This window comes from Mycobacterium bohemicum DSM 44277, assembly GCF_001053185.1.
GTDB lineage: Bacteria > Actinomycetota > Actinomycetes > Mycobacteriales > Mycobacteriaceae > Mycobacterium > Mycobacterium bohemicum.
Map to the genome: position 1 here is coordinate 173976 of NZ_CSTD01000003.1, position 24575 is coordinate 198550.

Here is a 24575-nt window from a genome sequence, read left to right on the forward strand (position 1 = left end):
TCGCGGCGGCGGTCGCGGACGCGCTGCGGCCCGGTGACCAGCTGGTGCTCGGGGCGTCCAACCCGGTCCGCGACGTCGCGCTGGTCGGCCTCAACTCGCGGGACATCCGGGTGCGGTCCAACAGGGGCGTCGCCGGGATCGACGGCACGGTGTCCACCGCGATCGGGGCCGCTTTGGCGTTCGAGGGGCCGCACGCGGGACGGACCGTCGCGCTGATCGGCGACCTCACGTTCGTCCACGACAGCTCCGGACTGCTGATCGGCCCGACCGAGCCGACGCCGCAGGCCTTGACGATCGTGGTGTCCAACGACAACGGCGGCGGCATCTTCGAGCTGCTCGAGCAGGGCGACCCCCGGTTCTCCGACGTGTCGTCGCGCATCTTCGGCACCCCACACGACGTCGACGTCGGGGCGCTGTGCCGCGCCTACCACGTCGAGAGCCGGCAGATCGAGGTCGACGAGCTGGCCGCCGCCCTCGACGAACCGGCGGCCGGGATGCGGGTGCTGGAGGTGAAGGCGGACCGGTCGTCGCTGCGCCAGCTGCACGCCGCCATCAAGGCCGCGTTGTGATCTCGCCGAAAGCGGTGCTGAACATACTGCTGCACGGGCGCAGCGAGGAACCCCCGCAGACCAGGGCCCGGGTCGTGTTGCGGTGGGCGCGCAGCGCGGTGCTGATCGTGACCGGCCTGGTGACGCTGCAGTCGGTGCTGCTGGTGGCCGGCGCCTGGCGCGACGATCTGGCGATCCAGCACAACATGGGCGTGGCGCAGGCCGAGGTGCTCAGCGCCGGCCCCCGGCGTTCCACGATCGAGTTCGTGACGCCCGAGCGGGTCACCTATCGGCCCGAGCTGGGGGTGCTGTACCCGTCGGAACTCTCCACGGGCATGCGCATCTACGTCGAGTACAACAAGAACGACCCCAACCTGGTTCGCGTGCAACACCGCAACGCCGGGCTGGCAATCATCCCCGCCGGGTCGATCGCGGTGGTGGCGTGGCTGGCCGGAACCGCGGCGCTGGCGGGCCTGGCGCTGGCCGATCGGTGGCTCGACCGCCGCGCGGCCGCCGCCGTGCCTTAGAGGCGTCCGACCAGCAGATTTCGCGCGTCGTATGCCGGCAGGCAACCTCGTCGACAGGCGACGGTGGCACCATGACCGTGTGCGCGTTGCGATCGTCGCCGAATCGTTCCTCCCCAATGTCAACGGTGTGAGCAACTCGGTGCTGCGGGTCCTCGAGCACCTGCGCCGCACCGGGCACGAAGCCATCGTGATCGCGCCGGACAACCCGCCCGGCGAGCAACCCGCCCCGCGGATTCACGACGGCATCCGGGTCCATCGGGTGCCCTCGCGGATGTTCCCCAAGGTGACCACGCTGCCGCTCGGCCTGCCCATGCCCCGCATGGTGAACGTGCTGCGTGGATTCGACCCGCACGTGGTGCACCTGGCGTCGCCGGCACTGCTGGGCTACGGCGGGCTGCGCGCGGCGCGCTGGCTCGGCATCCCCACGGTCGCGGTGTACCAGACCGACGTGCCGGGTTTCGCCGCGAGTTACGGCATCCCGATGACGACGCGGGCCGCGTGGGCGTGGTTCCGGCACCTGCACGCCCGGGCCGACCGCACGCTGGCGCCCTCCACCGTGACATTGGAATCTCTTGCCGCGCACGGATTTCCGCGCGTGCACCGTTGGGCGCGCGGGGTTGACGTGTTGCGGTACGCGCCGTCGGCGCGCGACGAGGGGCTCAGGCGGCGCTGGTCGCCGCAGGGCAAGCCGATCGTCGGATTCGTGGGCAGGCTCGCGCCCGAGAAACACGTCGAGCGGTTGATCGGCCTGGCGGCCGCGGGCGACGTGCAGGTGGTCATCGTCGGCGACGGTGTGGACCAGAAAAAGCTGCAATCGGCAATGCCTTCAGCCGTTTTCACCGGTGCTCTGTACGGCGACGAGCTCGCCGCGGCCTACGCGAGCATGGACGTCTTCGTGCACACCGGCGAGCACGAGACGTTCTGCCAGGTTGTCCAAGAAGCGCTGGCGTCGGGGTTGCCGGTGATCGCCCCCGACGCCGGCGGCCCACGCGATCTGATCGCGCCGTGCCGCACCGGGTTGTTGTTGCCCGTCAACGAGTTCGAGGCGCGGCTGCCCGCCGCCGTCGCCCACCTGGTCGAGGAACGCCACCGCTACGCCACGGCCGCCCGGCGCAGCGTGCTCGGCCGCAGCTGGCCGGTCATCTGCGACGAGTTGCTCGGCCACTACGAGGCCGTGCTCTCGCCGGCCGCGCGGGCGCGCGTTTCCCGGCGGCGGTACGCGCAGGGGGAGTGAGGGTTTCGCCGGCTGGGCCGCCCGCCGACCGTGGGTGATGACGCCCCGTCACACTTGGTCGATTGGTGTCGTTGTCGTGTCGCCGAGGAACTTCGCCAAGAGCCGATCGAACTGCCGCAGCTCGGCGGCCGACCAGCCGGACAGCGCGCGCGCCAGGTGGTCCCGTCGGACCTCGTGCAGCGCTCCCGCGGCGCGTCGGCCCTTCCCCGTGGCGGTGATGACGGAAACCCTTCCGTCGCTGGGGTCGGTGCGACGCGTGACGAGTCCCGCCGCGAGCAGCGCCTGCACCCGCCGGGTGGCCATGCCGACGTCCATGTGTGCCATGCGGGCGAGGCGGCCCATCGGCAGCGGGCCCTCGTCGGCCAGCACGCGCAGCAGGGTGTACGAGGGTTGCGACAGCTCGGTATCGGCGGCCGACGCCTGCCGCGCGAACGCAGAGCGGCTCACGCTAAGGCGAACGATCCGCGCGAGATTCGCGCTGATGGACTCCACCGAATCCAGCTTGCGTGCGGCCGCCACGTGAGTACCGTAAACGGATTCGCTTGACATAGTCAAATAAATGCGGATAGCGTGACCACCTCGGGCTGAGGAGAATTGATGCAGGTGGCGCGCTTCTACTTCGACTGGCCGAATTACCGCACGATGCTCCGCCTGTTGCGCCGCGAGCCGCCCGCATCCAGGCCGTGGGTGCGCTATCTGGCGTTCCTGGTCGGCATGCCGGCCATCGCCGCGTTTCACGCGGTCTGCTTCGCGCTGGACCCGATCCTGTTCCCGTCGCTGCGCCGCACGCAGGTGGTCGCGCCGACGTTCTGCATCGGGCACGCGCGCAGTGGGACGACGTACCTGCATCGGCTGATGGCGGCCGACCCGCAGTTCAGTTACCCGTTGATGTACGAGCTGTTCTTCCCGTCGCTGCTGCAAAAGCGGCTCCTGCGGCTGCTGTTGGGTCTTGACGCCCTGACCGGCAAGCGCCTGCGGCGGCGCCTCGACGAGATCGAAGAGCGCCGGTTCGCACCAACCGACGACATGCACAAGACCGGCTTCTTCGTCCCGGAGGAAGACGACGGCTTCCTGACCTGGTCGCTGTGCTCCGGCTTCTGGATCATCATGTTCCCGTTCATGGGCGAGCTGGATTTCTACCACGTCGACCAGTGGCCCGGGCGCAAGCGTCGGCGGGCGATGGGCTTCTACAAGGAGTGCGTCCGCCGGCAGATCGCCCTCAACGGCGGGGGAACGCACCTAAGCAAGAACCCCACCTTCTGCGGTCGCGTCGAAGCGTTGATCGAGACGTTCCCGGACGCCAGATTCATTGTGCCGGTGCGCAACCCGGAGGAGACGATCCCGAGTCTGCTCAAGTTGCTGAAGAACGAGTGGGATCTGCGTGGCCGCAACGAACAGCTGATCGCGAAATCGCTGCGGGTCCTGGCCGATCAGTCGTTCGACTCCTACCGGCGCCCGCTCGAGGTCTTGGCCCGCCACCCGGAGGTTCGGTCGGCGGTCGTCGACTATCGGGACCTGGTGGGCCGGCCCGAGGCGACGATGCGTCGGATCTACGGTGAGCTGGGTCTCGAGCTGGGGCCGTTGGCGGCCAGGGCATTTCAGTCGGCAGGCGGCGGCCACGAATCGGCGCACCGCTACAGCCTGGCGGAGTTCGGGCTCGATTCGCGGGAGATCCACACTCGCCTGGCGGACCTGTTCGTGCAATACCGGTGGGACACCGAAGGAGAGGGCGCGCATGTCCACTGAATCGAGTCAAGCGGCTCTGCGGGCCGCCTGGACCGACATGATCGACGCGCTGACCCGGGCCCGCGACGCCATCGAGTCACCGGAACTGCACGCACCGCCGGTGACCGAACAAAGCCTCGTCGACGGATACCGCTACCTGCTGGGCTTCCTGTTCAGCGGCATCGAGCGCGGCTGGGGCGAGGATCCCGATTTCCCGTATTTCCGCCGGGCCATCCAACCGCTGGACAAGGCGACCATCGACAACGCCGACGCGCTGTACCTCTCGGCGTCGATCGACGGGGAAAAGAGCTATCGGGTGCGGGGCCGGCTCGTCCCGAAAGCGCCGCAATACATCATCTTTGAAGCCCACAGCATCTATGCCGGGGACACCGGAAGCCTGGCCGAACTCATCCCCGGCGGACGCGCAATCACCGGAACGCTCGACATCTCGGAGCTGGACGTCGATGCCGACGGTGGATTCGAGATCCTGCTGGCCCCGCGGCGGCCACCGGGTCACGACGGGAACTTCATCGCCACAACGACCGCAGACGGGACCGCCTCCTCGCGTTTCCTCATCGCCCGCATGCTCTTTCACGACTGGGAGCACGAAGTATCACCGGACCTGCACATCGTCCAGGACGGCAAGGAGGGCGCACACCCCCCGCGGCTCGGTCCCGGCGACGCGGCCGACAACATCCGTCGGATCGGCACCATCGTCGAGAACCAGATGACGTTCTGGAACCAGTTCTACGACCTGGTGCTGGAGGCGCACGGCGACAAGAACGGTGACGGCGTCACGCTGATGCCGCGCAACGACCTGAACGAGCCGGCGCTGGCGAACCTCGCCATGGGTGGGGGCCAGAGCACCAACGTCTACTCCGGCGGTGTCTACGACCTCTCCGACGACGAGGCGCTCCTGATCGAAGTCGCCGTCCCGGTGCGGCCGGCCTACATGGGTTTTCACCTGTCCAACCTCTGGGGCGAATCCCTCGACTACGCCAACCACGTCAGCAGCCTCAACGGATTTCAGTCCGAGCCGGATGCCGACGGCACCATCCGCTACGTCGTCGCCGGCAGCGATCCCGGGGTGCCGAACTGGCTCGATACGGTCGGCCATCCCGGCGGGTTCCTCGCCCTGCGTTGGACCTACTCCGCGCCGCCGGCCGAATTGCCGAAGGCCACCGTCACCCAAGTGCCGCTGGCGCGAGTGCGCGAACACCTCCCCGCGGGCACTCGCGTGGTCTCGGCCGACGAACGCCGCGAGCAGATCAGGATCCGCCAGGAACACGTCCAGCGCCGCTATCGCCAGTACTGACACCTGGGGACCCCGCTGATCGGCGGTGACAGGACAGGTCGGCGGTGACACGATACTGACGTGGACAACGACGTCGACGATCGAGGCGCGCTGACCTCAGCAGCCCGCTGTGGCCCGTGCGGTGCCGGGCTGGGCCCGACGGCCAGGTTCTGCAGCGAGTGCGGCGCACCGGTCCAGCGCGCGGCGGCGTCCGCTGAGTACAAGCAGGTGACCGTCCTGTTCGCCGATGTGGTCCGTTCGATGGACATCGCCGCATCCGTCGGGGCGGAACGGCTCCGCGAAATCATGGCCGACTTGGTCGACCGCAGTGCGGCGGTGGTCAAGCGGTACGGCGGCACGGTCGACAAGTTCACCGGCGACGGGATCATGGCGGTGTTCGGCGCCCCGGCGGCGTTGGAGGATCACGCAATTCGCGCCAGTCTGGCGGCCCTGGGGGTCCAAGAGGAGGCCAAGCGCCTCGGCGCCGACATCCGCCAGCGCGACGGCGTGGACTTCCATTTGCGGGTCGGGCTGAACTCCGGTCAGGTGATCGCCGGCGAAATCGGCTTTGGGTCGTTCGGTTATACCGCCATCGGTGAGCAGGTCGGCATGGCGCAGCGGATGGAGGCCATCGCCCCGCCGGGCGGGGTGATGCTGAGCGCGTCGACGGCACGGCTTCTGGACAGCGCTGCCAGGCTGGGCGGGTCCGAACTGGTCCGGATCAAGGGCGCCGACGAGCCCGTCGCGGCCTACCGGTTGCTGGGCATCGGCGAGGGACACCGCGCGGTCGGGCGCGCCGACTCGAGCCTGATCGGTCGGCGATGGGAGATGTCCGCCGTCGAGAGCCTGTTGGACCGCGCCGTCGACGGCCACGGCGCGGTGGTCGGCGTGGTCGGATCACCCGGCATCGGCAAGAGCCGCCTGGTGTACGAGGCCGCGGCGATCGCCCGTCGCCGCAACATCGACGTGTTCGCCACCTTCTGCGAGTCGCATGCCACCGACGTGTCATTCCGCGTTGTGGCCCGGCTCTTGCGCGCGGCCACCGGGGTATCGGGTCTTGAGGCCGAGGCCGCCCGGGCCCAGGTGAGCGCCCAGGTCCGCGACGCCGACCCCGAGGACCTGGCCCTGTTCCATGACCTCCTGGGCATCGCCGATCCCGACTTCGACATGCCGAAGATCGATCCCGATGCGCGGCGGCGGCGGATGACCGCGTTGGTCAACGCGGCATCGCTGGCCCGAAAGTCGGCCGCGCTCTACATCATCGAGGACGCCCACTGGATCGACGCCGTCAGCGAGTCGATGCTGGCCGCGTTCCTGGCGGTCATCCCGCAGACGCACTCGCTGGTGCTGATCAGTTATCGCCCCGAGTATCGGGGCGCGTTGACCCAAGTGCCCGGTGCGCAAACCATCGCCCTTGCGCCGCTGAGTGATTCGGAAACCGCTGCTCTGGTGACCGACCTGCTGGGCCCGGACCCGTCGGTGGCCGAGATCGGCCGGCTCATCATCGCGCGTGCGGCCGGCAACCCGTTCTTCGCCGAGGAGATCACCCGGGAGCTGGCCGAACGTGGCGTCCTCGTCGGCGTGCGCGCGAACTACACCTGCAGTACCGACGTCGCCGAGGTGCGCGTACCGGCCACGCTGCAGGCCACCCTCGCCGCCCGCATCGATCGGCTGACACCCGCGGCCAAGCGCACCCTTGCCGCCGCCGCGGTCATCGGGTCTCGCTTCACCAATGATCTACTGGTGAGCCTGGGTATCGACGCCTGCACCGAGGAGTTGGTGGCGGCCGAGCTGATCGACCAGGTGCGGTTTACGCCGGGCGCCGAGTACGCGTTTCACCACCCGCTGATCCGGACGGTGGCCTACGAAGCGCAGCTGAGGTCCGACCGCGCCGAGTCGCACCGGCGGCTGGCCGCAGCGATCGAGGCCAGAGCGCCGCAGTCGGCCGACCAGAACGCCGCGCTGATCGCCGAACACCTGCAGGCCGGCGGTGACCTGCATGCCGCCTACGCCTGGCAGATGCGAGCCGCGAAATGGGCGACCAACCGCGACATCTCCGCCGCGCGGCTGAGTTGGGAACGCGCCCAGGCGATCGCCGACGCGCTGCCGGCCAACGATCCCGACCGGGCGACCATGCGCATCGCCCCGCGAACCATGTTGTGCGCAACCGCCTGGCGAGTTCACGAACACGTCGCCGGTGCCCGTTACGAGGAGATGCGGGAGTTGTGCGGCGCCGCGGGGGACAAGGCGTCACTGGCCATCGCCACGGCCGGGCTGGGCCACGATTACCTGTATCAGGGCCGGACGCCCGAGGCCTCGCAGCTGGCCTCCGAAGCGTGGGAACTCGTTGAGTCGCTGGATATTCCGGCATTGACGGTGGGGCTCTCGCCGCTGCCGATCCGGGCCAAGGCCGCGAACTCGGAGTGGTCGGACGTGCTGCGCTGGTCGCAAAAGGTCGTCGACCTTGCCGGCGGCGACCCGTCGGCGGGCAACTTCATCATCGGCTGTCCGCTGGCGGTTGCCTACGCGACAAGGGGTCTGGCCCGCTGTTCGCTGGGCCTTCCGGGCTGGCGCGAAGACCAGCGGCACGGTCTTGCCATGGCGCGCAGCGCCGACCCCATGTCCTACACCGGGGCAATCGCCTATGTCTACTTCCCTGGGATACTCAGCGGGATGCTGAAGCCCTACGACTCCGCGATGAGCGAGATCGAGGACGCCGTGCGGATAGCCGAAAGATCCGGGGACGACGTGGCATTGGCGTTCGCGTGGTTGACGCACGGTGTCGCGCTGGTACGGCGGCCCACGGCTGCCGAGCACGACCGCGGACAGCAACTGCTGACCAAGGTCGGCGAGGTCTATAGAAGCGGGGGTCAAAACGTCGGCCTGCTGCCCGTCATCAACATGTGCCTGGCGCGCGAGCGGGATCGGCGTGGAGACCGCGACGGGGCGATATCCGACATGCGCGCCGCCGCCGACGATCTGTTCCGCGACGGACGGCTGCAGCCGTACGGCGCGGTGGCGACCGGTCTCCTGATGGAGGCACTGCTCGATCGCGGGGCCGACGGTGACCTCGCCGAGGCCGAGGCGGCCTTCGACCGGTTGGTCGCCGCGCCCGCCGAAGATGGCCTGATGACCCGCGAGATCTGGCTGCCGCGGCTCCGCGCCGCCCTGCGCCGGGCCCACGGTGACGAGGCCGGCTACCGCGACTATCGGGAGCGCTACCGCGAGTTGGCGGAGACCCTTGGCTTCGAAGGCCATATCGACTGGGCCGCGGAGGTGTCGTGACGGCCGCGCAGGTCACGCGGCGCCTTTGCAGCGCACACGCTGAGGCCCAAGGTAGCGTCGAGGACGTGAGTCGCGCGGCATTGGACAAGGACCCCCGGGACGTCGCGTCGATGTTCGACGGCGTCGCCCGCCGGTATGACCTGACCAACACCGTGCTGTCGCTGGGCCAGGACCGGTACTGGCGCCGCGCCACCCGTTCCGCGCTGAAGGTCGGCGCCGGCCAGAAGGTGCTGGACCTGGCCGCGGGCACGGCGGTGTCGACCGTCGAGTTGGGCAAATCCGGGGCGTGGTGCGTCGCGGCCGATTTTTCCGTCGGGATGCTGGCGGCCGGCGCCGCGCGCTCCGTCCCCAAGGTCGCCGGTGACGCCACCAAGTTGCCGTTCGCCGACGGCGTCTTCGACGCGGTCACCATCAGCTTCGGGTTGCGCAACGTCGTCGACACCAGCGCGGCGCTGCGCGAGATGCTGCGCGTCACGCGTCCGGGCGGGCGGTTGGTGGTGTGCGAGTTCTCCACCCCCACCAACGCGCTGTTCGCCACCGCCTACAAGGAGTATCTGATGCGCGCGCTGCCGCGGGTGGCGCGGGCGGTGTCCAGCAACCCGGAGGCCTACGTGTACCTCGCGGAGTCGATTCGCGCCTGGCCCGATCAGCCGGATCTCGCGCGACGAATCGCGCAGGCGGGATGGGAGGCGGTGCGGTGGCGCAACCTCACGGGCGGCATCGTCGCCCTACACGCGGGAGTCCGCCCGGTTTAGCGACTAGTGGCCGGCGCGCTGCAGGAAGCCGACCTGGTCGGGGCAGTAGTGGTCGATCGAGGCGCCCAGGAACTGGAACGCCTGCCCCTCGGTGGTGCCCCGCGGCAGGTTGTGCTGGATGAAATTCGCCGACTTGTACGCGTCGCCGTCCACGCCCCGGCCGATCCGGTCACAGCTGATCTTGGCCAGCCACGCCAGTTGATCCTGCGGGCCGAAAACACCGAAGGTGTTGACCGTGTTCTTGAACACGTAGTCGTAGTCGTCGGCCTGCGCCGGCCCGGCCAGCGAAATCGCCGCAGCCGCCATCCCGGCGATAGTAGCCAGCTTCGTTCCCTTCATTAGCCGGACTATACACCTCGTGGCACCGTGTGCAGGGCCCTATCAGCCAAGATGGGCCGACAGCAGCCAGGCGCCGACGGACTTCAGGCCGTTGGGTTCGTCGCGCGCGATCATCGGCATGCCCTCGGCGCCGTCCGGCAGCCGGGCGTAGATCCGCGCCGGCCTGATCTCGTCGATCACCCAGTACTTGGACACGACATCGCGCAGTTCGTCCGCGGTGACCGCGTTGATCGGGGCCTCCGCGACGGCCGCCTTGTCGAAGACGAGCACGAAGTACGACGCCCCCGGCGCCGCCGCGCGCACGATCGACCGCTGGTAGCCCTCGCGCAGCTCGACCGGCATCGAGTGGAACAGCGTGCTGTCCGCGATCGTGCCGAACCGGCCGTCGTATCCGGTGAACGAGCTGATGTCGGCGACCTCGAAGGTGGCGTTGCTCAACCCTCGCCGCTGCGCCTCGCGCCGCGCCAGCTCGATGGCGGTGGGCGAGGCGTCCAGGCCCACCGTGGTGTGGCCGCGCTCGGCCAGCGCCAGGGAGATCGCGGCCTCGCCGCATCCGGCGTCCAGGACGTCGCCGTGAAACCTGCCCTGCTCGATCAGCGCGGCCAGCTCGGGCTGTGGGGCGCCGATGCTCCAGGGCGGCCGCACCCCATCGCCCAACGGGGATTCGCCGCGGTATGCCGATTCGAATTGGAAGTCCATCGATTGAGTCATGCTCCCATGTATATCAACCAGGCTTATATATGTCAACGTGGCTGACATGGATCGGGCACCGCCTTGCATCCCGGTGCAAAGCTGGCTCAGCTGAAGGGCGTTCGGCGATCGATGAGCTGCGACAGCCGCCCGCCGCCACGCCAGGCCCGGGCGACCCAGTCGGCGTCGTCGTCGCTGACCAGGTTGGCCATCACCCGCACGGCGATGGTCATCAGCCTGGTGGAGCGCATCGCGATCGGCCCCGTCGCCGGCAGGAACCGCTGGAACGTCAGCAGCAGCGCGAGCCGTCGGGCGACCGAGAAGCCGCGGGCATAGTGCTGCTGGAGAACCGTCGGCCACACGTGTGACAGGTCCCGGCAATCCAGCAGCTCGGTGGCCAGCCGTCCGGTTTCCAGGCCGTAGTCGATACCCTCGCCGTTGAGCGGATTGACGCAGGCCGCGGCGTCCCCGATCAGCATCCAGTTGGGCCCGGCGACACCCGACACCGCGCCGCCCATCGGTAACAGCGCCGAGGTGACCGCCCGCGGCTGCCCGGCAAAGCCCCACTCGTCGCGGCGCAGGTCGGTGTAGTACGAGATCAGCGGCCGCAGCGCCAGGTCCGCCGGCCGCTTGGAGGTCGACAGCGCGCCCACGCCGATGTTCACCTCGCCATTGCCCAGCGGGAAGATCCAGCCGTAGCCGGGCAACACCGCGCCGTCGGGGGAGCGCAGCTCCAGGTGCGACGTCAGCCAGGGGTCGTCGGCGCGCGACGTGGCCAGGTACCCGCGGGCGGCGACGCCGTACACCGTCTCCTGATGCCAGCGCCGGCCGAGCTTGCGGCCCAGCGACGAGCGGGCGCCGTCGGCCACGATGAGCCGGCCGCAGCCCACCTCGGTACCGTCGGAGAGCGTCAGCGACACCACCCGTCGCGACGAATCATGATGCACCGCAATGGCCTTGGCGCCCAGCAGCATCCGCACCCCGGCGTCCTCGGCGCACTGGCGGATCCGGTCGTCCAGCTCGAGGCGGGCCACCGCGCTGCCGGTCGACGGAAACGACGGGCCGGGCCAGTCGACCTCCAGCTCGCCGCCGAATCCGGTCATCCGCAAACCCCGATGCCGGATACGGGTGTCCAGCCAGGCCCCGAGCCCGAGTCGCTCCAGTTCGGCGACCGCGCGCGGCGTGAGCCCGTCCCCGCACGCCTTGTCGCGGGGAAAGCTGGCGGAGTCGATGAGGAGCACGTCGCGGCCCGCGCGGGCGGCCCAGGCGGCGGCCGCGGAACCCGCGGGTCCGGCGCCGACGACCACCACGTCGGCTCTCGTCGCTATCGTCCCCATGGACACCAGTATGTTTGGTCGGGTGAGCACTCCGGCGACAGTGGTGGCGGGCGTGGACTTCGGAGACGTCGCGTTCGCCGAGGACGTCCGCGCCGGTGTCGCGCGGATCGAGCAGCTGATGGACACCGAGCTGCGCAGCTCGGACGAGGTGATGACCGAGTCGCTGATGCATCTGTTCATGGCCGGCGGCAAGCGGTTCCGGCCGCTGTTCACGGTGTTGTCGGCGCAGATCGGGCCCAGCCCGGACGCCACCGAGGTCACCATTGCGGGTGCGGTCATCGAACTGGTGCATCTGGCGACGCTCTACCACGACGACGTGATGGACGAGGCGGAGGTCCGCCGAGGCACACCGACCGCCAATGTCCGCTGGAGCAACAACGTCGCGATCCTGGCCGGCGACTACCTGTTCGCGACGGCGTCGCGGCTGGTTTCCCGGCTGGGCCCGGACGCGGTGCGGCTGATCGCCGAGACGTTTGCGCAGCTGGTGACCGGTCAGATGCGCGAGACGCGTGGAATGGCCGAGGGGGCGGACCCCGTCGAGCACTACCTCAAGGTGATCTACGAGAAGACCGCCTGCCTGATCGGGGCGGCCGGCCGGTTCGGCGCGATGTTCTCCGGCTGCGACACCGACCAGGTCGAGCGGCTGGCCCGGCTCGGCGGCATCGTCGGCACCGCGTTCCAGATCGCCGACGACATCATCGACATCGACAGCGACTCACGCGAGTCCGGCAAGCTTCCCGGCACCGACGTGCGCGAGGGGGTGCTGACGCTCCCGATGGTTTACGCCCTGCGCGAACCCGGGCCCGAGGCGGCGCGGCTGCGCGAGCTGCTGGGGGGGCCGATCCACGACGAGGACGCCGTCACCGAGGCCTTGACGCTGCTGCGGGCGTCGCCGGGCATGACCAAGGCCAAGCAGTTCCTGGCCGAGTATGCCGGCCAGGCGCGTCAGGAGCTGGCCGTCCTGCCCGACGCCCCCGGCCGACGGGCGCTGCAGACGCTGGTCGACTACACGGTGAGCCGCCACGGCTAGCGGCGTGTGGAACCACGGCCGCGGTTTCAGACGTTCAATGAGCGTTCGATGAGCGCTAGCAAGCTCCCGTAGGAGGACACCGATGACCTGGCATCCCCATGCCAACAGGCTGAAGACCTTCGCCCTGTTGGTCGGCATGTCCGCGTTGATCGTGTTCGTCGGCTCGCTGTTCGGCAGGACGGCCATGTTCATCGCGGTGCTGTTCGCCCTCGGCATGAACGTCTACACGTACTACAACAGCGACAAGCTCGCGCTGCGCGCGATGCACGCGCAGCCGGTCTCCGAGCTGCAGGCCCCGGTGATGTACCGGATCGTTCGCGAGCTGGCCACCGCCGCGCACCAGCCGATGCCGCGGCTGTACATCAGCGACACCAACGCGCCGAACGCGTTTGCCACCGGCCGCAATCCGCGCAACGCCGCGGTCTGCTGCACCACGGGCATCCTGCAGATCCTCGACGAGCGCGAGCTGCGGGCCGTGCTGGGGCACGAGCTTTCCCACGTCTACAACCGCGACATCCTGATCTCCTGCGTCGCCGGGGCGATGGCGTCGGTGATCACCGCCCTGGCCAACATGGCGATGTGGGCGGGGATGTTCGGCAACAGCCGCGACGAAGAGAATCCCATTGCGCTGCTGCTGGTTGCGCTGCTGGGTCCGGTTGCGGCCACGGTGGTGCGGCTGGCGGTGTCGCGCTCGCGCGAGTACCAGGCCGACGAGTCCGGCGCCGAGCTGACCGGCGACCCGCTGGCCTTGGCGTCGGCGCTGCGCAAGATCTCCGGCGGGGTGCAGCTGGCGCCGCTGCCGCCGGAGCCGCAGCTGGCCAGCCAGGCGCACTTGATGATCGCCAACCCGTTTCGCGCGGGCGAGCGGATGGGTGCGCTGTTTTCGACGCACCCACCGATCGAGGACCGCATCCGCCGGCTGGAGCAGATGGCGCGGGGCGGGCTCTGATCGCGCCCGTGCTGTCGGATCTGCTGTGCAGCTCTCAGGACGCCAGCCGAGCGGCTCCTTCGGGCTTTCCGGCTTCGGCTGAACGGCGTGGCCCGATCACGGCGCGGTGACCCGGCGATGCCTCGCCCTCGATCGCGACCGTGCCGCCCGTCGCGCAATGCCGACGCCGCCAATCGGTGATCGCCTGGTGTGCGGCGTGGTCGAGGTAGTTGACCGAAATCGTCACGGTGGCAGCCGTTCCCGCCGGCACCGACGCCAGCACGCGGGTCAGCCGCGGCAGCGCCAGGAAGGTGCATGCCGGGCCGTCGATGGCCACGTGCCATCCGCCGGCCGTGGGCCCGGCCTCGACCCGGGCCCGGATCACCCGCCAGCCCGTCAGGGCGATCGCCAACGCGAGCCCGATGAGCACGCCGTGCAGCAGGTTGAGGAAGACGACGCTGACGGCCGTCACGATGTACACGGCGAGATCCCCGTGTTTGGAAGCCGTTTCGATGTGGGCGGGCTTGAGAAGCTGGAGGCCGACGACGATCAGCAGACCGGCCAGCGCCGCGGTCGGGATCTCTTCGGCCAACTCCGCGAACGGAACCGTGAACAACAGGATCCACAGACCGTGCATGATCGACGAGGCGCGCGAGCGCGCGCCGGCGTTCACATTGGTTGAGCTGCGCACGATTACGCCGGTGACCGGCAGCCCGCCGATGGTCCCCGAGACGATGTTGGCGGCGCCCTGTCCGAGCAGCTCACGGTTGAAGTCGGTGCGCGGGCCGTTGTGCATCCGGTCCACCGACACCGCCGAAAGCAGGCTCTCCACACTGGCGATCAGCGCCACGGTCAGCACGCCCGTTGCGATCCCGCCCCAGTTGCCGTCGGGAATGTCGGGCAGCCTTAGCGCCTCCAACGGCGAACCGTCGAGGTCGACCCGCCGCACATGAAACGGCAGAACCACCGAGACGACGGTGACCCCCACGATCGCGGCCAATGGACCCGGGACGAACCGCAACCCGGCCGGAACCCAGCGCCACGCGACGAGGATGACGATCACCAGCGCGCCGAGCAGCACCCCGGGCCGATGTGCGCCGACGATCTGACCGGGCAGCTCGATAACGTTATGCCAGGCCGTGCTTTTCGACTTGCCGCCCAGCAGCACGTGCGCCTGCTGCAGCGCGATCGTGACGCCGATGCCCGCCAGCATGGCGTGCACGACGACCGGCGAGATCGCGAGGGCGGCCCGCGCCACCCGGCTGAGCCCCAACAGAACCTGCACAACACCCGCGGCGGTGGTGATCAAACACGTTACGCCCCAACCGAAGTCGGCGACCAGACCGGCGACGACGACGGTCAGGCCGGCCGCCGGGCCGCTGACCTGCAGGGGTGATCCGCCGACCGCTCCCACGACGATGCCACCGACGATCGCGGCGATCAGGCCCGCGAGCACCGGGGCATTGGATGCCAGCGCGATGCCCAGCGACAACGGGAGCGCGACCAGGAACACGACGAGCGACGAAGGAAGGTCGCGCCGGACGAGTGATCGCACCCACTCGGCCCGCAAAGCCCTGCGATCGGCGGTGTTCTGCATCGGCTGCTTCCCTCGTCGGCTGCGGGATGTTCCGATATCCGGCCCGGTATCGCGTTCGGTGACCTCGGCGTAACTGGTTGGCGCACAGCAGATTACGACTGCAGAAGCCAAGTTTTCCAAGCCCGGCTACCGTTTTGACGGTATTGTGCCGTCGGGGCACGGTCAAGCCGGCGAACAAGGCCCATATCGAATGCAAATATTCGCCGAAGGCCGACAGCCGGTCAGAAACCCGAGCCGTACACCTCGTGGCCCGGGACCTCGACCATCAGGCCGCGGTAGGCCTGTTCGACGGTCGAGCCGTGGTTGATCACGGCATCGACCTCGCGTGCGATCGGCATGTTCAGCCCGAACTCGTTGGCGAACTCCATGATGACGCTGGCGGCCTTGACACCCTCGGCGACCTGGCTCATCGACCCGATGATCTCGTCGATCGGCTTGCCGGCGCCCAGCTGCTCCCCGACGTGGCGGTTGCGGCTGCGCTGGCTGGTGCACGTCACGATCAGGTCGCCCAGGCCGGCCAGTCCGGGGAAGGTTTCGGGGTTCCCACCCATCGCCACGCCGAGCTTCGTCATCTCCCGCAGCGCGCGCGCGATCACCAGCGCGCGGGTGTTCTCTCCGATGCCCAGCGAATAACCCATCCCGACGGAGATCGCGTAGACGTTCTTCAGCGCGCCGGCCATCTCGACGCCCACGACGTCGTCGGTGGTGTACACGCGAAAGCGGCGGGTTCGGAACAACTCCGAGAGCCGGGTCGCCAGGTGTTGGTCGGGCATGGCCAGCACTGCCGCGGCGGCGTAGCCCTCGCCCACCTCGCGCGCGATGTTGGGTCCGGCCAGGATGCCCGCGGGGTGGCCCGGCAGTATCTCCTCGATGATCTGCGACATCCGCATGTTGGTGCCCTGCTCGAGGCCCTTGACCAGCGACACCACCGGAACCCACGGACGCAGTTCCCGGGCCAGCTCGGTCAGCACCCCGCGGAAGCCGTGCGAGGGCACGCCCATGACGACCACGTCGGCGCAATGCGCGGCCTCGGCGAAGTCGGTGGTGGCGCGCAGCGTGTCGCTCAGAATGACGTCGTTGCCCAGGTAGCGGCTGTTGCGGTGATGCTCGTTGATGTCCTTGGCGGTCTCCTCGGAGCGCACCCACTGCAGGGTGGGTCCCCGGCGGGCGCAGATCGAGGCCACGGTGGTTCCCCAGGAACCGCCACCGAGCACGACGACGTGGGGTTCGCGCTTCTCAGCTGCCATGGCGATCAGCGTATTGCCGCCGCTTGAGATTGAGAAGCTCCCCGGGTCCCGAGTCCAAACCAATGACCTCGCGCCAGGGGACTTCGGTCCCTACCCGCGCCGCGCGCCGTCGCGGATCGTCGAGGGTGGATCCAACAAGGAGGACTCATGCGCATACGCGCTGGTTGCGGCCGGGCGTTGGCGCTGGTGTGCGCGGCGTTGATTGCCGCACCCGTGGCGATGCTGGGCGGGTCACCGGGCGTCGCGTCGGCCAACAACGGTCGTCCGCAGGCCAACCCGGAGGAAAGGGCGGCGGCCATGATCCGGCCGGCCGTGATGTATCTGTCGGGCCAGGGCTATGGCGGGGTCCTTCTGCCCAATGGCCAGGTCCTCTCCCAGTTCGGGCAGGGCACGAACATGCCCTTCATCGCGACCTGGAGCTGCACGGCGTTCGTCGTCAATCCCGACGGGTGGGTGGCCACGGCGGGGCACTGCGTCGACCCCGAAAGCGTCAAGGTGCTGATCCTCAAGCGCGCCGCCACCGAGTACATCAGTCAGTTCCCGGACGCCCCCGAATCCCAAAGCCCCGCGGCCGCGCTGGACTGGCTCGTCAAGAACGCGCGGGTGGTGGGCGACAACGTCGATCAGGGCCCGGAGGTCGGCCTCTCGCTGCTGTACGGCAGCGGCACGACCGTGGCCGGCAAGCTGGCCGCCAGCGTCGTGGACTTCCGTCCCCTGGGCAAGGGCGACGTCGCACTGCTCAAGCTGGACAAGCACAACCTGCCGTCGTCCGAGCTGGCCACCGACGCCGACGTCAGCATCGGCACCTCGGTGCTGGCGGTGGGATACGCGCAGAGCACCAAGAACATCACCGGTCCCTCGCTGGACCCGACGAACAAGAGCGGCAAGGTCAGCAAGAAGTCGGACCTGGGCGCGGCCCCCGAGTACGAGATCGACGCCGCGGTCACCGACGGCATGAGCGGTGGACCCACCGTCGACCTCAGCGGCAAGGTGGTCGGCGTCAACAGCTTCGGGCCCGTGGGCGAGCCACAGCCGTTCAACTTCATCGCGCCCGCGGACAGCCTGGCGGCGATCATGGCGGGCAAGGGCGTCAAGCCCCGTCTCGGACCCGCCGACGTGCTCTATCGAAAAGGGCTGGGCCACTACTTCTCCGGCCACTACACCGAGGCGATCGACGAATTCGACCAGGCCTTGGCGATGTCGCCCGACTATCCCGGGCTGCTGGATCTGAAGACGAACGCGGTGAACCTGCGCCAGCAGTACGGCGACGTCACGCTGCTTCGGGGCGCCCGGCTGTTGTGGTACGTCGTCGGGGGCGTCGCGCTGGTGCTCGGCCTCGGCGCCGGGCTGACGGCCGCGATCACGCGCAGCCGCGGGTATCGGCACGGCCCGGCGACAGACGCCGGCCTGCGGCTGGTTGCGGGGCCGCCCACCGATACCGCGAAGCCGGCCCGCGCGGGCCTGAAAACCGGTGCCGCCCGGCTCATCGGCCTGGCCCCCGCGCCCGAGCCGTCGGCCGGACCGCACTTCTGCTCGGGCTGTGGGGCCCAACACCATCCGGACGAGAAGTTCTGCCCCAGCTGCGGGAAGCGGATCGTTCCCGGTGAATCGGCCTGATTGCTAACGGGTTTCGCCTCAGACTAACCCGGGACTAACCCGGGATTAACCCGCCAGCGCCGCCCGGTCGGCGGCCCTGCCGAACACCATCGACTCCTCGATGCGGTCGAACCGGTAGTCGATAGCATCGGCCAGGTAGTTCTGGCGGACGTTCCACGGCCGCTTGGTGCCGGACTTGGGCAGCGCATGCAGCGACCGCAACACGTAGCCGGCGTTGATGTCCCACGACGGCTTCTCGGTCAGCGGCTCGTCCCCGCGGTGCGGGTAGGCGTGGGTATAGCTGTGAGCGGCCATGTGCGCCAGCAGCTTAGCGGTGGCCCGCGCGGTGATGTCGGCGCGCAGGGTCCACGACGCGTTGGTGTACCCGACGCACCAGAACAGGTTGGGCACTTCTTCGAGCATGTGCGCCTTGTACACGAACCGCTCGGTGGGATCGATCTTCTCGCCGTCCAGGGCGATGGCGGCGCCACCGAGCGCCTGCAGTTGCAGGCCCGTGGCGGTGACGATGATGTCGGCGTCGAGGTGTCCGCCGGACTCGAGCGCGATGCCGGTGGCATCGACGTGGTCGATGTGGTCGGTGACCACGTCGGCGCGGCCATCGCTGATCGCCTGGTACAGGTCGGCGTCGGGGATCAGGCACATCCGCTGATCCCAGGGGTTGTAGCGCGGCTTGAAGTGGACGTCGACGGCGTATCCGGGCGGCAGGCTGCTGATCGCGATGCGCCGCAGCAGCCAGCGCACCGCGCGGGGGGCCTTGCGGGAGAAGAAGAAGAACACCGCCTCGGTCAGCGCGCTGTACATCCGGACCACCAGGTGGGCGGGCTTGCGGGGCAACAACTTACGCGCGACGGCGGCGACCTTGCCGTACTTGGACGCCGAGATCAGATAGGTCGGCGAGCGCTGCAGCATGGTCACCTTCGCGGCCCGCTCCGACAGCGACGGGAGCAGGGTGACCGCGGTCGCGCCGCTGCCGATGACGACGATCTTCTTGCCGGCGTAGTCCAGGTCCTCGGGCCAGTGTTGGGGGTGCACGACGGTGCCCGCGAACTCCTGGATGCCGGGGAAGTCGGGGGTGTAGCCCTCGTCGTAGTTGTAGTAGCCGCTGGCGAAGAACAGGAACCGGCCCCGGCAGGTGGTCGTGGCGCCGTGCCGGTCGAACGTGACCGTCCAGGTGTCGGTGGAGGAGTCCCAGTCCGCCGAGCGGACGTGGCTGTCGAATTGGATGTGGCGGTCGATGCCATACTTGGCGGCCGTGGCGCTCAGGTACTCGCGGATGTGTTCGCCGTCGGCGACACCCTCCCTTCGCGTCCACGGCTCGAACGGGAGACTAAGCGTGAAGATGCTGCTGTCCGAGCGAACCCCGGGGTAGCGGAACAGGTCCCACGTTCCGCCGATGCGCTCGCGCCGCTCGAGGATGGTGTAGCTCACTCCCGGGTTGCGCTCGGTGATCCGGTAGGCCGCGTCGATGCCGGAGATGCCGGCGCCGACGATGATGACGTCGAAGCTCTGGGTCTCCTGGGGCGTCACCGTCATTGTGAACCTCGCTTACCTGTGTGCTCTGGTCGCTGCGCGCCTCGTCGGCGGCCGCCTACCGATAGTTGACGAACTGCAGCGCCACGTCCAGATCGGCTTGCTTCAGCATCGCGATGACGGCCTGCAGATCGTCGCGCTTCTTGCTGCTGACCCGGATCTCGTCGCCCTGGATCTGCGTCTTGACGCCCTTGGGGCCCTCGTCGCGGATGAGCTTGGTGATCTTCTTGGCGTTCTCGCTGCTGATGCCCTGCTTGAGGGTGCCGCTGACCTTGTAGGTCTTGCCGGAGGCCTGCGGCTCGCCCGCGTCGAACGCCTTCATCGAGATGTCGCGGCGGATCAGCTTCTCCTTGAAGACGTCGACCGCGGCCTTGACCCGCTCCTCGGTGGAAGAGATCAGCTCGATAGCCTCCTCGCCCTTCCACGCGATCGTGGTGTCGGTGCCCCGGAAGTCGAAGCGGGTGGCCAGCTCCTTGGCGGCCTGGTTGAGCGCGTTGTCGACCTCCTGGCGGTCGACTTTGCTGACGATGTCGAACGATGAGTCCGCCACTGCATCCGTCCCTTCATCCGGTCCTAGTCGTTTGTGCTTTGTCTACCCCGTCGTTGTAACCTGTCTGGCGGCAGGTTGCCCGAGCGGCCAATGGGAGCGGACTGTAAATCCGTCGCGAAAGCTTCACAGGTTCGAATCCTGTACCTGCCACCACCAGGTCAGGGGATATTTGTCCCGACCGAACGCGCCTTACGCGGGCCTACCGTCCGCAGTGCGTCCGCAGCAGTGTCAAACGCGTCCGCGACGGCTAACAATTGGGCTGACTGGGACGGGTTGTACCGCCTCGTCTGGCGAGACTCACGCCGGATCGAGGGTACGAACATCGTCCTGTCAGCGTGCACCCCACAATAGCCCGATGGATCCACCGATAGCAGCGGTGCCCATGCCGATGAAGCGGCTTCCATCATGATCGACAAGCTCAGCGACGGCACGGTCCGCTGTTGCCCGGAAGTGGGCGGGCAGGGCGCCCGAAATCTAGCTAAGGCGCTCATTGCCGTTGGCGACGAGGTTGACGGGTGGGCGGCGCGATGACCAGTACAGAGCCGAAAACGACTGGCTGGGGACGAGCAGCGACCGGAATCCCGCCGATTGAGTGCCCCAGCTGGTGCACCGACCAGTATGCGGAGCCGTAAAGGCGACCAGCGCAACGCATATCGCCAGGGCAATCACGGCGAGGATTTGCGCTGCACCCGCAGTTAAGAAGAGCCAGGTCTTAGTCTTTGTACCGGGCTGCAGGGATTCAATCGTCACGACGTTCGCATACGCGGCAGCGTTGCGAGCGTCATCGTCGCTATCAGTCCAATGGTCATCGACCATGGCATACAGAGTTCTGGGTTCAACCAGTTTCATGGTCCAAGGGAATCCGGCGCCGACCGCGCACAGCGCCGAAGCGCACAGGAAAAGGAGCGCGACTACCAGCCATGCCTTCGCGCCGCCGTTGAGCACGAAGTCTTTGCCGCGAAGCACCGCGATCACGGCGAGCGCTAGAGTGACGAGGCCGACCGCACTGGTCAAAACGGTTGCTGCCCGTGTATTTACAGAATCTCGCCGAGCCAACTCGGCTGCCAATTGGGCCTCGATGAACGCGGCGTAAGGTTCACCCATCGTCGATGTGACTATCGAAGCGTCACGGTCATCCCCGATTTGAACTTTATCCAGTCTCGATCTGGCTTTTCGGACCCTTGCCCGGAGCCCTGGTTTCCTGATTGGGACTGAGTCATCGAGATTCCCTCCATCCATCGGACCGCAGCGCCTGTAAATATACCCGGGGGAAGCAGATCGGCCTGCGTAGCAGCCGGGGAGCTACCGTCGACTACACACAGCTTTTTCGCAAGGCGCATCGCTGTCTGCCGTCGACTGCTTTAGGGTCGCGGGTCAGGTTCAACGCCGCTCACCAAAAGTTGGACCTACTGCGGAGCTTGATCTCGGCATGGCGGGTTAACCATGCCCGTCGCCCCGGCCTTCCTCGGATTGGTCCTCCTGTCGTTCCTTGGAACGACTTTTCCGTTCCTGCGTATCCTCTTCGTATTGTTCCTTAACTTGATCCACATAAAGTTGTTCTTGTGGAGTCAGGCGAGAATAATCAATGTCGTGGGAACCCCATTCATCCACATGGGGAGCCAGGACGGACTCCATCCCGATCCAGTTTCGGTCACGTTTTTTCTTTGTTGGATCGCTAGTTGTGCCGTCGCCTTTCGGCGATTCATCGTTTTCATTTTCAGAATCAGTCATCGGCTTCCATCGATTCGATTGGACCTTCAGGACCTGCAGCTATGCTATTAAGGGTATCTGTGCGCCGACGCGCATGGCGCCCATCTGGTCGAATCTACAGGTTGGATTCGCGCTCAAGTAATTCTGGTCGCTGATTGCGGTGCGCCCGCCATCAACGCGGCGGTGACACCCCGGGCACGTATGGCGACTCACCTGCTCACTCCCAAAGAGACGGCCAGAGTCACGTCGGTGCCGCCGATACAGTCACCGCTGACGAGCAACGCAGCGGCCCGGGCAGGCACCACCTGCAACAAATGCCGGCACGTGGCGAGGGAATCCACGAACCCCGTGACCACGCTGTTGGCGGAGGATCTGATTGCACTCGCCTAAGCCGTCAGGGAATTGGAGCAGGAACTGGCAAACGTTCGCCGATGAGTGGCGGTGAAGAGACGGTGTACGGGCCGCCGCTCGACACGCATTGCTCGACGCTGGAAGGTTCAGCGGCGGTGCGGATCTCGACTAGATTAAAGCCGCTCACGGGGCAATCAAGCTAGGCATGAATTTGCGACTGACTTTCGAGACTCTCGTATGTCGTCTCTTTTAAGACAACCAGGGCGCCCTAGGCCGGGCACACCCTAGCGAATCCGATACTGATCTAATCGAACCGGTTTACCGACCCAAGGGTGAGAACGGCGAGGCCTGCTTGAGATCACCGTCATGATGGGTGTGATCTTGCTTCCGCAAGAAGTCGCCGGTGTCGAGGTGACTAGGCCGTCGTCAGGAAGGTGGGAGCGGGCTCCTAATTTAGTGGTCGTTTTGCTGCGTGCCTGACCGTTACGATGCTGGCGCCGGTGGCGGCATTCCCGGGACCGGCGGGGTAAATGTGGGCTGTCCCCCCATCTGAGGGGGAGCCGGGTAGTCCCAGCAGGTGCCTGGGCCTTTACCGTCCGTCCCCAGTGATGTGCACACGCGATAGCTACCGTCTGGATTGAAGCAGGTCGTGCGGACGCCGACGGGCACGTTGTACATGGTGTTCCACTCGGTTCTGCAGTTCTGACCGGGATCCGCTGAGGCGGTTCCGGCTATCACCATAGGGGTGGCCATGAACGCTGTCCCGATGCCGGCAGCGAGGACTTTCTTCATAGTTCGGGACTCCCTTCCGCTCGTATGCACCCAGATTCTGCTCCGGCTAACACCGAAAAGAAATAGATGGGTCCAGTTGCTCTTGCCGCCCTGCTAGCGGGGCGGCGCAACGCTCGCTTCGAATACAATCAGCGCAGACAGCCAGCGGAGTAATCGGCAGCGCGAAAAGCATCGAGCTTCTTGGGTGGACCTGCTAAACGCTCGTGTGCTAACCGGGGGATCCGATTACCGGTGAAGGCGGGCATGTCATACATCATCGCCGCGTCTGATCTGTTGACAGCGGGAGCCAGAATTCCTGTTTCAACCTACGCAACTAGTACTGTCCGCAAAAAGCGCTCGTACTTACTGGCACCAAATTGCGAAGAAATGCTGAGGGTTTTGCGCTGCTCAATGAACGAAAGCCAAGCTCAAGGCTGGGATACCGGTTCCACCGGGGGCCGGATACGGCCTCAAGTTCCGGTACTTGCGATTGAGATTGATCATTCATCCGCTGTAATTTTTGCGACTGGCACTTCGAATCTGTGTAGGCATTGCGAACCTCAGCGCCACACAAAGTGCAGGAGGCTAAAATCATGTCAGTCGAATCCATAGAACAGCTCGTCACTCGGGCCGCCGATCCCACCTATTCGGCCCGGGAAGCCGCCGCATTGCTCGGGAGGTCGTTCTCATGGCTCGACCGAAGGGTCCGCAGGGACGAGTTCGTCCTGGCGGATGGCACCGTCGTGCAGCCACCACCACATTTGAAAGTCGCGCACGGATCGTCAGTCCTGCCGATGCAGGAACCCGTGCAGAATCGCCTGGACGAGTTCCTCGACGATCGCGTCTCTCGATGGCGGCTCGGATCCGAAATACGTCGAACGCAGGGCGGCCATCCCGGCGATCATCGCCACGGTTGAGTGAGCGGGCAGGTCGGGCCGGTCGGACCGCATGCCGCGCAGGCGCATACCCTCCGCGCCGATCTGGCTGAGCAGATTGAGGGCCCGCCTGATGTCGGCAATGCCGGTTTCGGCCATTTCCTCCTCGCTCAGCGTCTGGGCCGCCATGAGCGTCAGGAGCAGCCCTTGGTGTTCGACGAACAGGTCGTAGAGCTGCCCGACGAAGCGGCGGGCCAGCTCCCCCTCGTCGGTCTCCTCGGGGATGACCGAATCCCAGGTGCGGCCGAAGTCGTCGACGAACCCGGTGAAGGGCGTGACGAGCGCCTCGCGGAACAGCCCGGCCTTCGAACCGAAATTGCGGAACAGCAGATGCTCGGTGACCCCGGCCGCTTCGGCGATTTCCCGAGTCGTCGTGCTGCGGTAGTCCCGGCGCGCGAACAGATCCCGCGCGGCGGCCAGCAGCAGCTTCCGTGGCTCGCCACGCGGCCGACGCGAACCTGGGGCCGGTGTCTGGGTCAACAGGGCTCCTTGAACCGCGTATCGGTGGTTGACTCCTCTTAAGATAGTCGTCACTATCTTAAAGACCGAGCTCGTATCGAGAGGGGTACGGACGT

General features: G+C 67.4%; 21 protein-coding genes and 1 tRNA gene. 11 read left to right on the forward strand and 11 right to left on the reverse strand.

Translation table 11 applies throughout. From position 1 onward, the window contains the following. From BN971_RS25850 to BN971_RS15325, 3 genes are all read left to right on the forward strand, one after another. The coding region (locus BN971_RS25850) for a thiamine pyrophosphate-binding protein (protein ID WP_249262736.1) at nucleotides 1-569 on the forward strand (569 nt) is incomplete at its 5' end. Beyond that, a complete protein-coding gene (locus tag BN971_RS15320) occupies nucleotides 566-1075 on the forward strand; it encodes a DUF3592 domain-containing protein (protein WP_085179295.1) in 510 nt (169 codons plus the stop codon). The genes BN971_RS25850 and BN971_RS15320, both read left to right, overlap by 4 nt. A 79-nt stretch (nucleotides 1076-1154) precedes the next feature. Further along, nucleotides 1155-2309 (forward strand): glycosyltransferase family 4 protein, encoded by a 1155-nt coding sequence (locus tag BN971_RS15325; protein ID WP_085179294.1) that lies wholly within the window; start codon nucleotides 1155-1157, stop codon nucleotides 2307-2309. Between the two features lie 48 nt (nucleotides 2310-2357). On the opposite strand, the gene BN971_RS15330 is transcribed toward BN971_RS15325, so the two are convergent. Further along, nucleotides 2358-2828, reverse strand: coding sequence for a MarR family winged helix-turn-helix transcriptional regulator (locus tag BN971_RS15330; RefSeq protein ID WP_245836501.1), 471 nt, complete (start codon nucleotides 2826-2828; stop codon nucleotides 2358-2360). 78 nt (nucleotides 2829-2906) lie between these two features. Between BN971_RS15330 and BN971_RS15335 the strand changes: the two genes are divergently transcribed. The 4 genes from BN971_RS15335 (at nucleotide 2907) to BN971_RS15350 (ending at nucleotide 9368) form a co-directional block, all read left to right on the forward strand. Further along, nucleotides 2907-4055 (forward strand): sulfotransferase family protein, encoded by a 1149-nt coding sequence (locus tag BN971_RS15335; protein ID WP_085179292.1) that lies wholly within the window; start codon nucleotides 2907-2909, stop codon nucleotides 4053-4055. Further along, entirely contained in the window at nucleotides 4045-5349 is a 1305-nt protein-coding gene (locus BN971_RS15340) for a DUF1214 domain-containing protein (RefSeq protein WP_085179291.1), read from the forward strand. The genes BN971_RS15335 and BN971_RS15340 overlap by 11 nt, the downstream gene beginning before the upstream one ends. Before the next feature lie 90 nt (nucleotides 5350-5439). After that, on the forward strand, nucleotides 5440-8613 hold the full coding sequence (locus BN971_RS15345) for an ATP-binding protein (protein ID WP_085179492.1): 3174 nt from the start codon (nucleotides 5440-5442) through the stop codon (nucleotides 8611-8613). A gap of 65 nt (nucleotides 8614-8678) precedes the next feature. After that, entirely contained in the window at nucleotides 8679-9368 is a 690-nt protein-coding gene (locus tag BN971_RS15350) for a demethylmenaquinone methyltransferase (protein ID WP_085179491.1), read from the forward strand. A gap of 3 nt (nucleotides 9369-9371) precedes the next feature. On the opposite strand, the gene BN971_RS15355 is transcribed toward BN971_RS15350, so the two are convergent. The 3 genes from BN971_RS15355 to menJ all read right to left on the reverse strand — a co-directional run bounded on the left by BN971_RS15355 (nucleotide 9372) and on the right by menJ (nucleotide 11734). Continuing rightward, nucleotides 9372-9707: a DUF732 domain-containing protein gene (locus tag BN971_RS15355; protein ID WP_085179290.1), complete on the reverse strand. Its 336-nt coding sequence runs from the start codon at nucleotides 9705-9707 to the stop codon at nucleotides 9372-9374. 42 nt (nucleotides 9708-9749) lie between these two features. Beyond that, on the reverse strand, nucleotides 9750-10418 hold the full coding sequence (locus BN971_RS15360; protein ID WP_085179289.1) for a class I SAM-dependent methyltransferase: 669 nt from the start codon (nucleotides 10416-10418) through the stop codon (nucleotides 9750-9752). A gap of 86 nt (nucleotides 10419-10504) precedes the next feature. After that, nucleotides 10505-11734 carry a menaquinone reductase MenJ gene (gene menJ / locus BN971_RS15365; RefSeq protein ID WP_085179288.1) on the reverse strand — a complete coding sequence of 410 codons (1230 nt, stop codon included), beginning with the start codon at nucleotides 11732-11734 and terminating at the stop codon, nucleotides 10505-10507. A 22-nt stretch (nucleotides 11735-11756) separates the two neighbouring features. Between menJ and grcC1 the strand changes: the two genes are divergently transcribed. Both grcC1 and htpX read left to right on the forward strand, forming a co-directional pair. Then, complete coding sequence (grcC1, locus tag BN971_RS15370) at nucleotides 11757-12764, forward strand: nonaprenyl/(2E,6E)-farnesyl/geranylgeranyl diphosphat synthase (RefSeq protein WP_085179490.1); 1008 nt, start codon at nucleotides 11757-11759, stop codon at nucleotides 12762-12764. Nucleotides 12765-12846: 82 nt separating this feature from the next. Next, on the forward strand, nucleotides 12847-13713 hold the full coding sequence (gene htpX, locus BN971_RS15375) for a zinc metalloprotease HtpX (protein ID WP_085179287.1): 867 nt from the start codon (nucleotides 12847-12849) through the stop codon (nucleotides 13711-13713). A gap of 34 nt (nucleotides 13714-13747) precedes the next feature. Here the strand turns inward: htpX and BN971_RS15380 are convergent, their stop codons facing one another. Both BN971_RS15380 and BN971_RS15385 read right to left on the reverse strand, forming a co-directional pair. After that, a complete protein-coding gene (locus BN971_RS15380) occupies nucleotides 13748-15289 on the reverse strand; it encodes a SulP family inorganic anion transporter (protein ID WP_085179286.1) in 1542 nt (513 codons plus the stop codon). 221 nt (nucleotides 15290-15510) lie between these two features. Then, nucleotides 15511-16536, reverse strand: a complete 1026-nt coding sequence (locus tag BN971_RS15385; protein ID WP_085179285.1) for an NAD(P)H-dependent glycerol-3-phosphate dehydrogenase — start codon at nucleotides 16534-16536, stop codon at nucleotides 15511-15513. A 147-nt stretch (nucleotides 16537-16683) separates the two neighbouring features. Here BN971_RS15385 and BN971_RS15390 point away from each other — a divergent pair, with 147 nt between their 5' ends. Continuing rightward, a complete protein-coding gene (locus tag BN971_RS15390) occupies nucleotides 16684-18153 on the forward strand; it encodes a trypsin-like peptidase domain-containing protein (RefSeq protein ID WP_085179284.1) in 1470 nt (489 codons plus the stop codon). A gap of 45 nt (nucleotides 18154-18198) precedes the next feature. Here BN971_RS15390 and BN971_RS15395 read toward each other — a convergent pair whose 3' ends face one another. After that, nucleotides 18199-19686 carry a flavin-containing monooxygenase gene (locus BN971_RS15395; RefSeq protein ID WP_085179283.1) on the reverse strand — a complete coding sequence of 496 codons (1488 nt, stop codon included), beginning with the start codon at nucleotides 19684-19686 and terminating at the stop codon, nucleotides 18199-18201. Between the two features lie 55 nt (nucleotides 19687-19741). Continuing rightward, nucleotides 19742-20233: a YajQ family cyclic di-GMP-binding protein gene (locus BN971_RS15400; RefSeq protein ID WP_085179282.1), complete on the reverse strand. Its 492-nt coding sequence runs from the start codon at nucleotides 20231-20233 to the stop codon at nucleotides 19742-19744. Between the two features lie 69 nt (nucleotides 20234-20302). Between BN971_RS15400 and BN971_RS15405 the strand changes: the two genes are divergently transcribed. Further along, a tRNA-Tyr gene (locus tag BN971_RS15405) sits at nucleotides 20303-20386 on the forward strand. A gap of 321 nt (nucleotides 20387-20707) precedes the next feature. Here the strand turns inward: BN971_RS15405 and BN971_RS15410 are convergent. From BN971_RS15410 to BN971_RS15420, 3 genes are all read right to left on the reverse strand, one after another. Further along, nucleotides 20708-21337, reverse strand: coding sequence for a hypothetical protein (locus tag BN971_RS15410; protein WP_139027113.1), 630 nt, complete (start codon nucleotides 21335-21337; stop codon nucleotides 20708-20710). Between the two features lie 333 nt (nucleotides 21338-21670). Continuing rightward, on the reverse strand, nucleotides 21671-21964 hold the full coding sequence (locus BN971_RS24700; RefSeq protein ID WP_139027114.1) for a hypothetical protein: 294 nt from the start codon (nucleotides 21962-21964) through the stop codon (nucleotides 21671-21673). 1883 nt (nucleotides 21965-23847) lie between these two features. Then, nucleotides 23848-24480 carry a TetR/AcrR family transcriptional regulator gene (locus tag BN971_RS15420; protein ID WP_085179279.1) on the reverse strand — a complete coding sequence of 211 codons (633 nt, stop codon included), beginning with the start codon at nucleotides 24478-24480 and terminating at the stop codon, nucleotides 23848-23850. Nucleotides 24481-24575 lie beyond the last annotated feature (95 nt).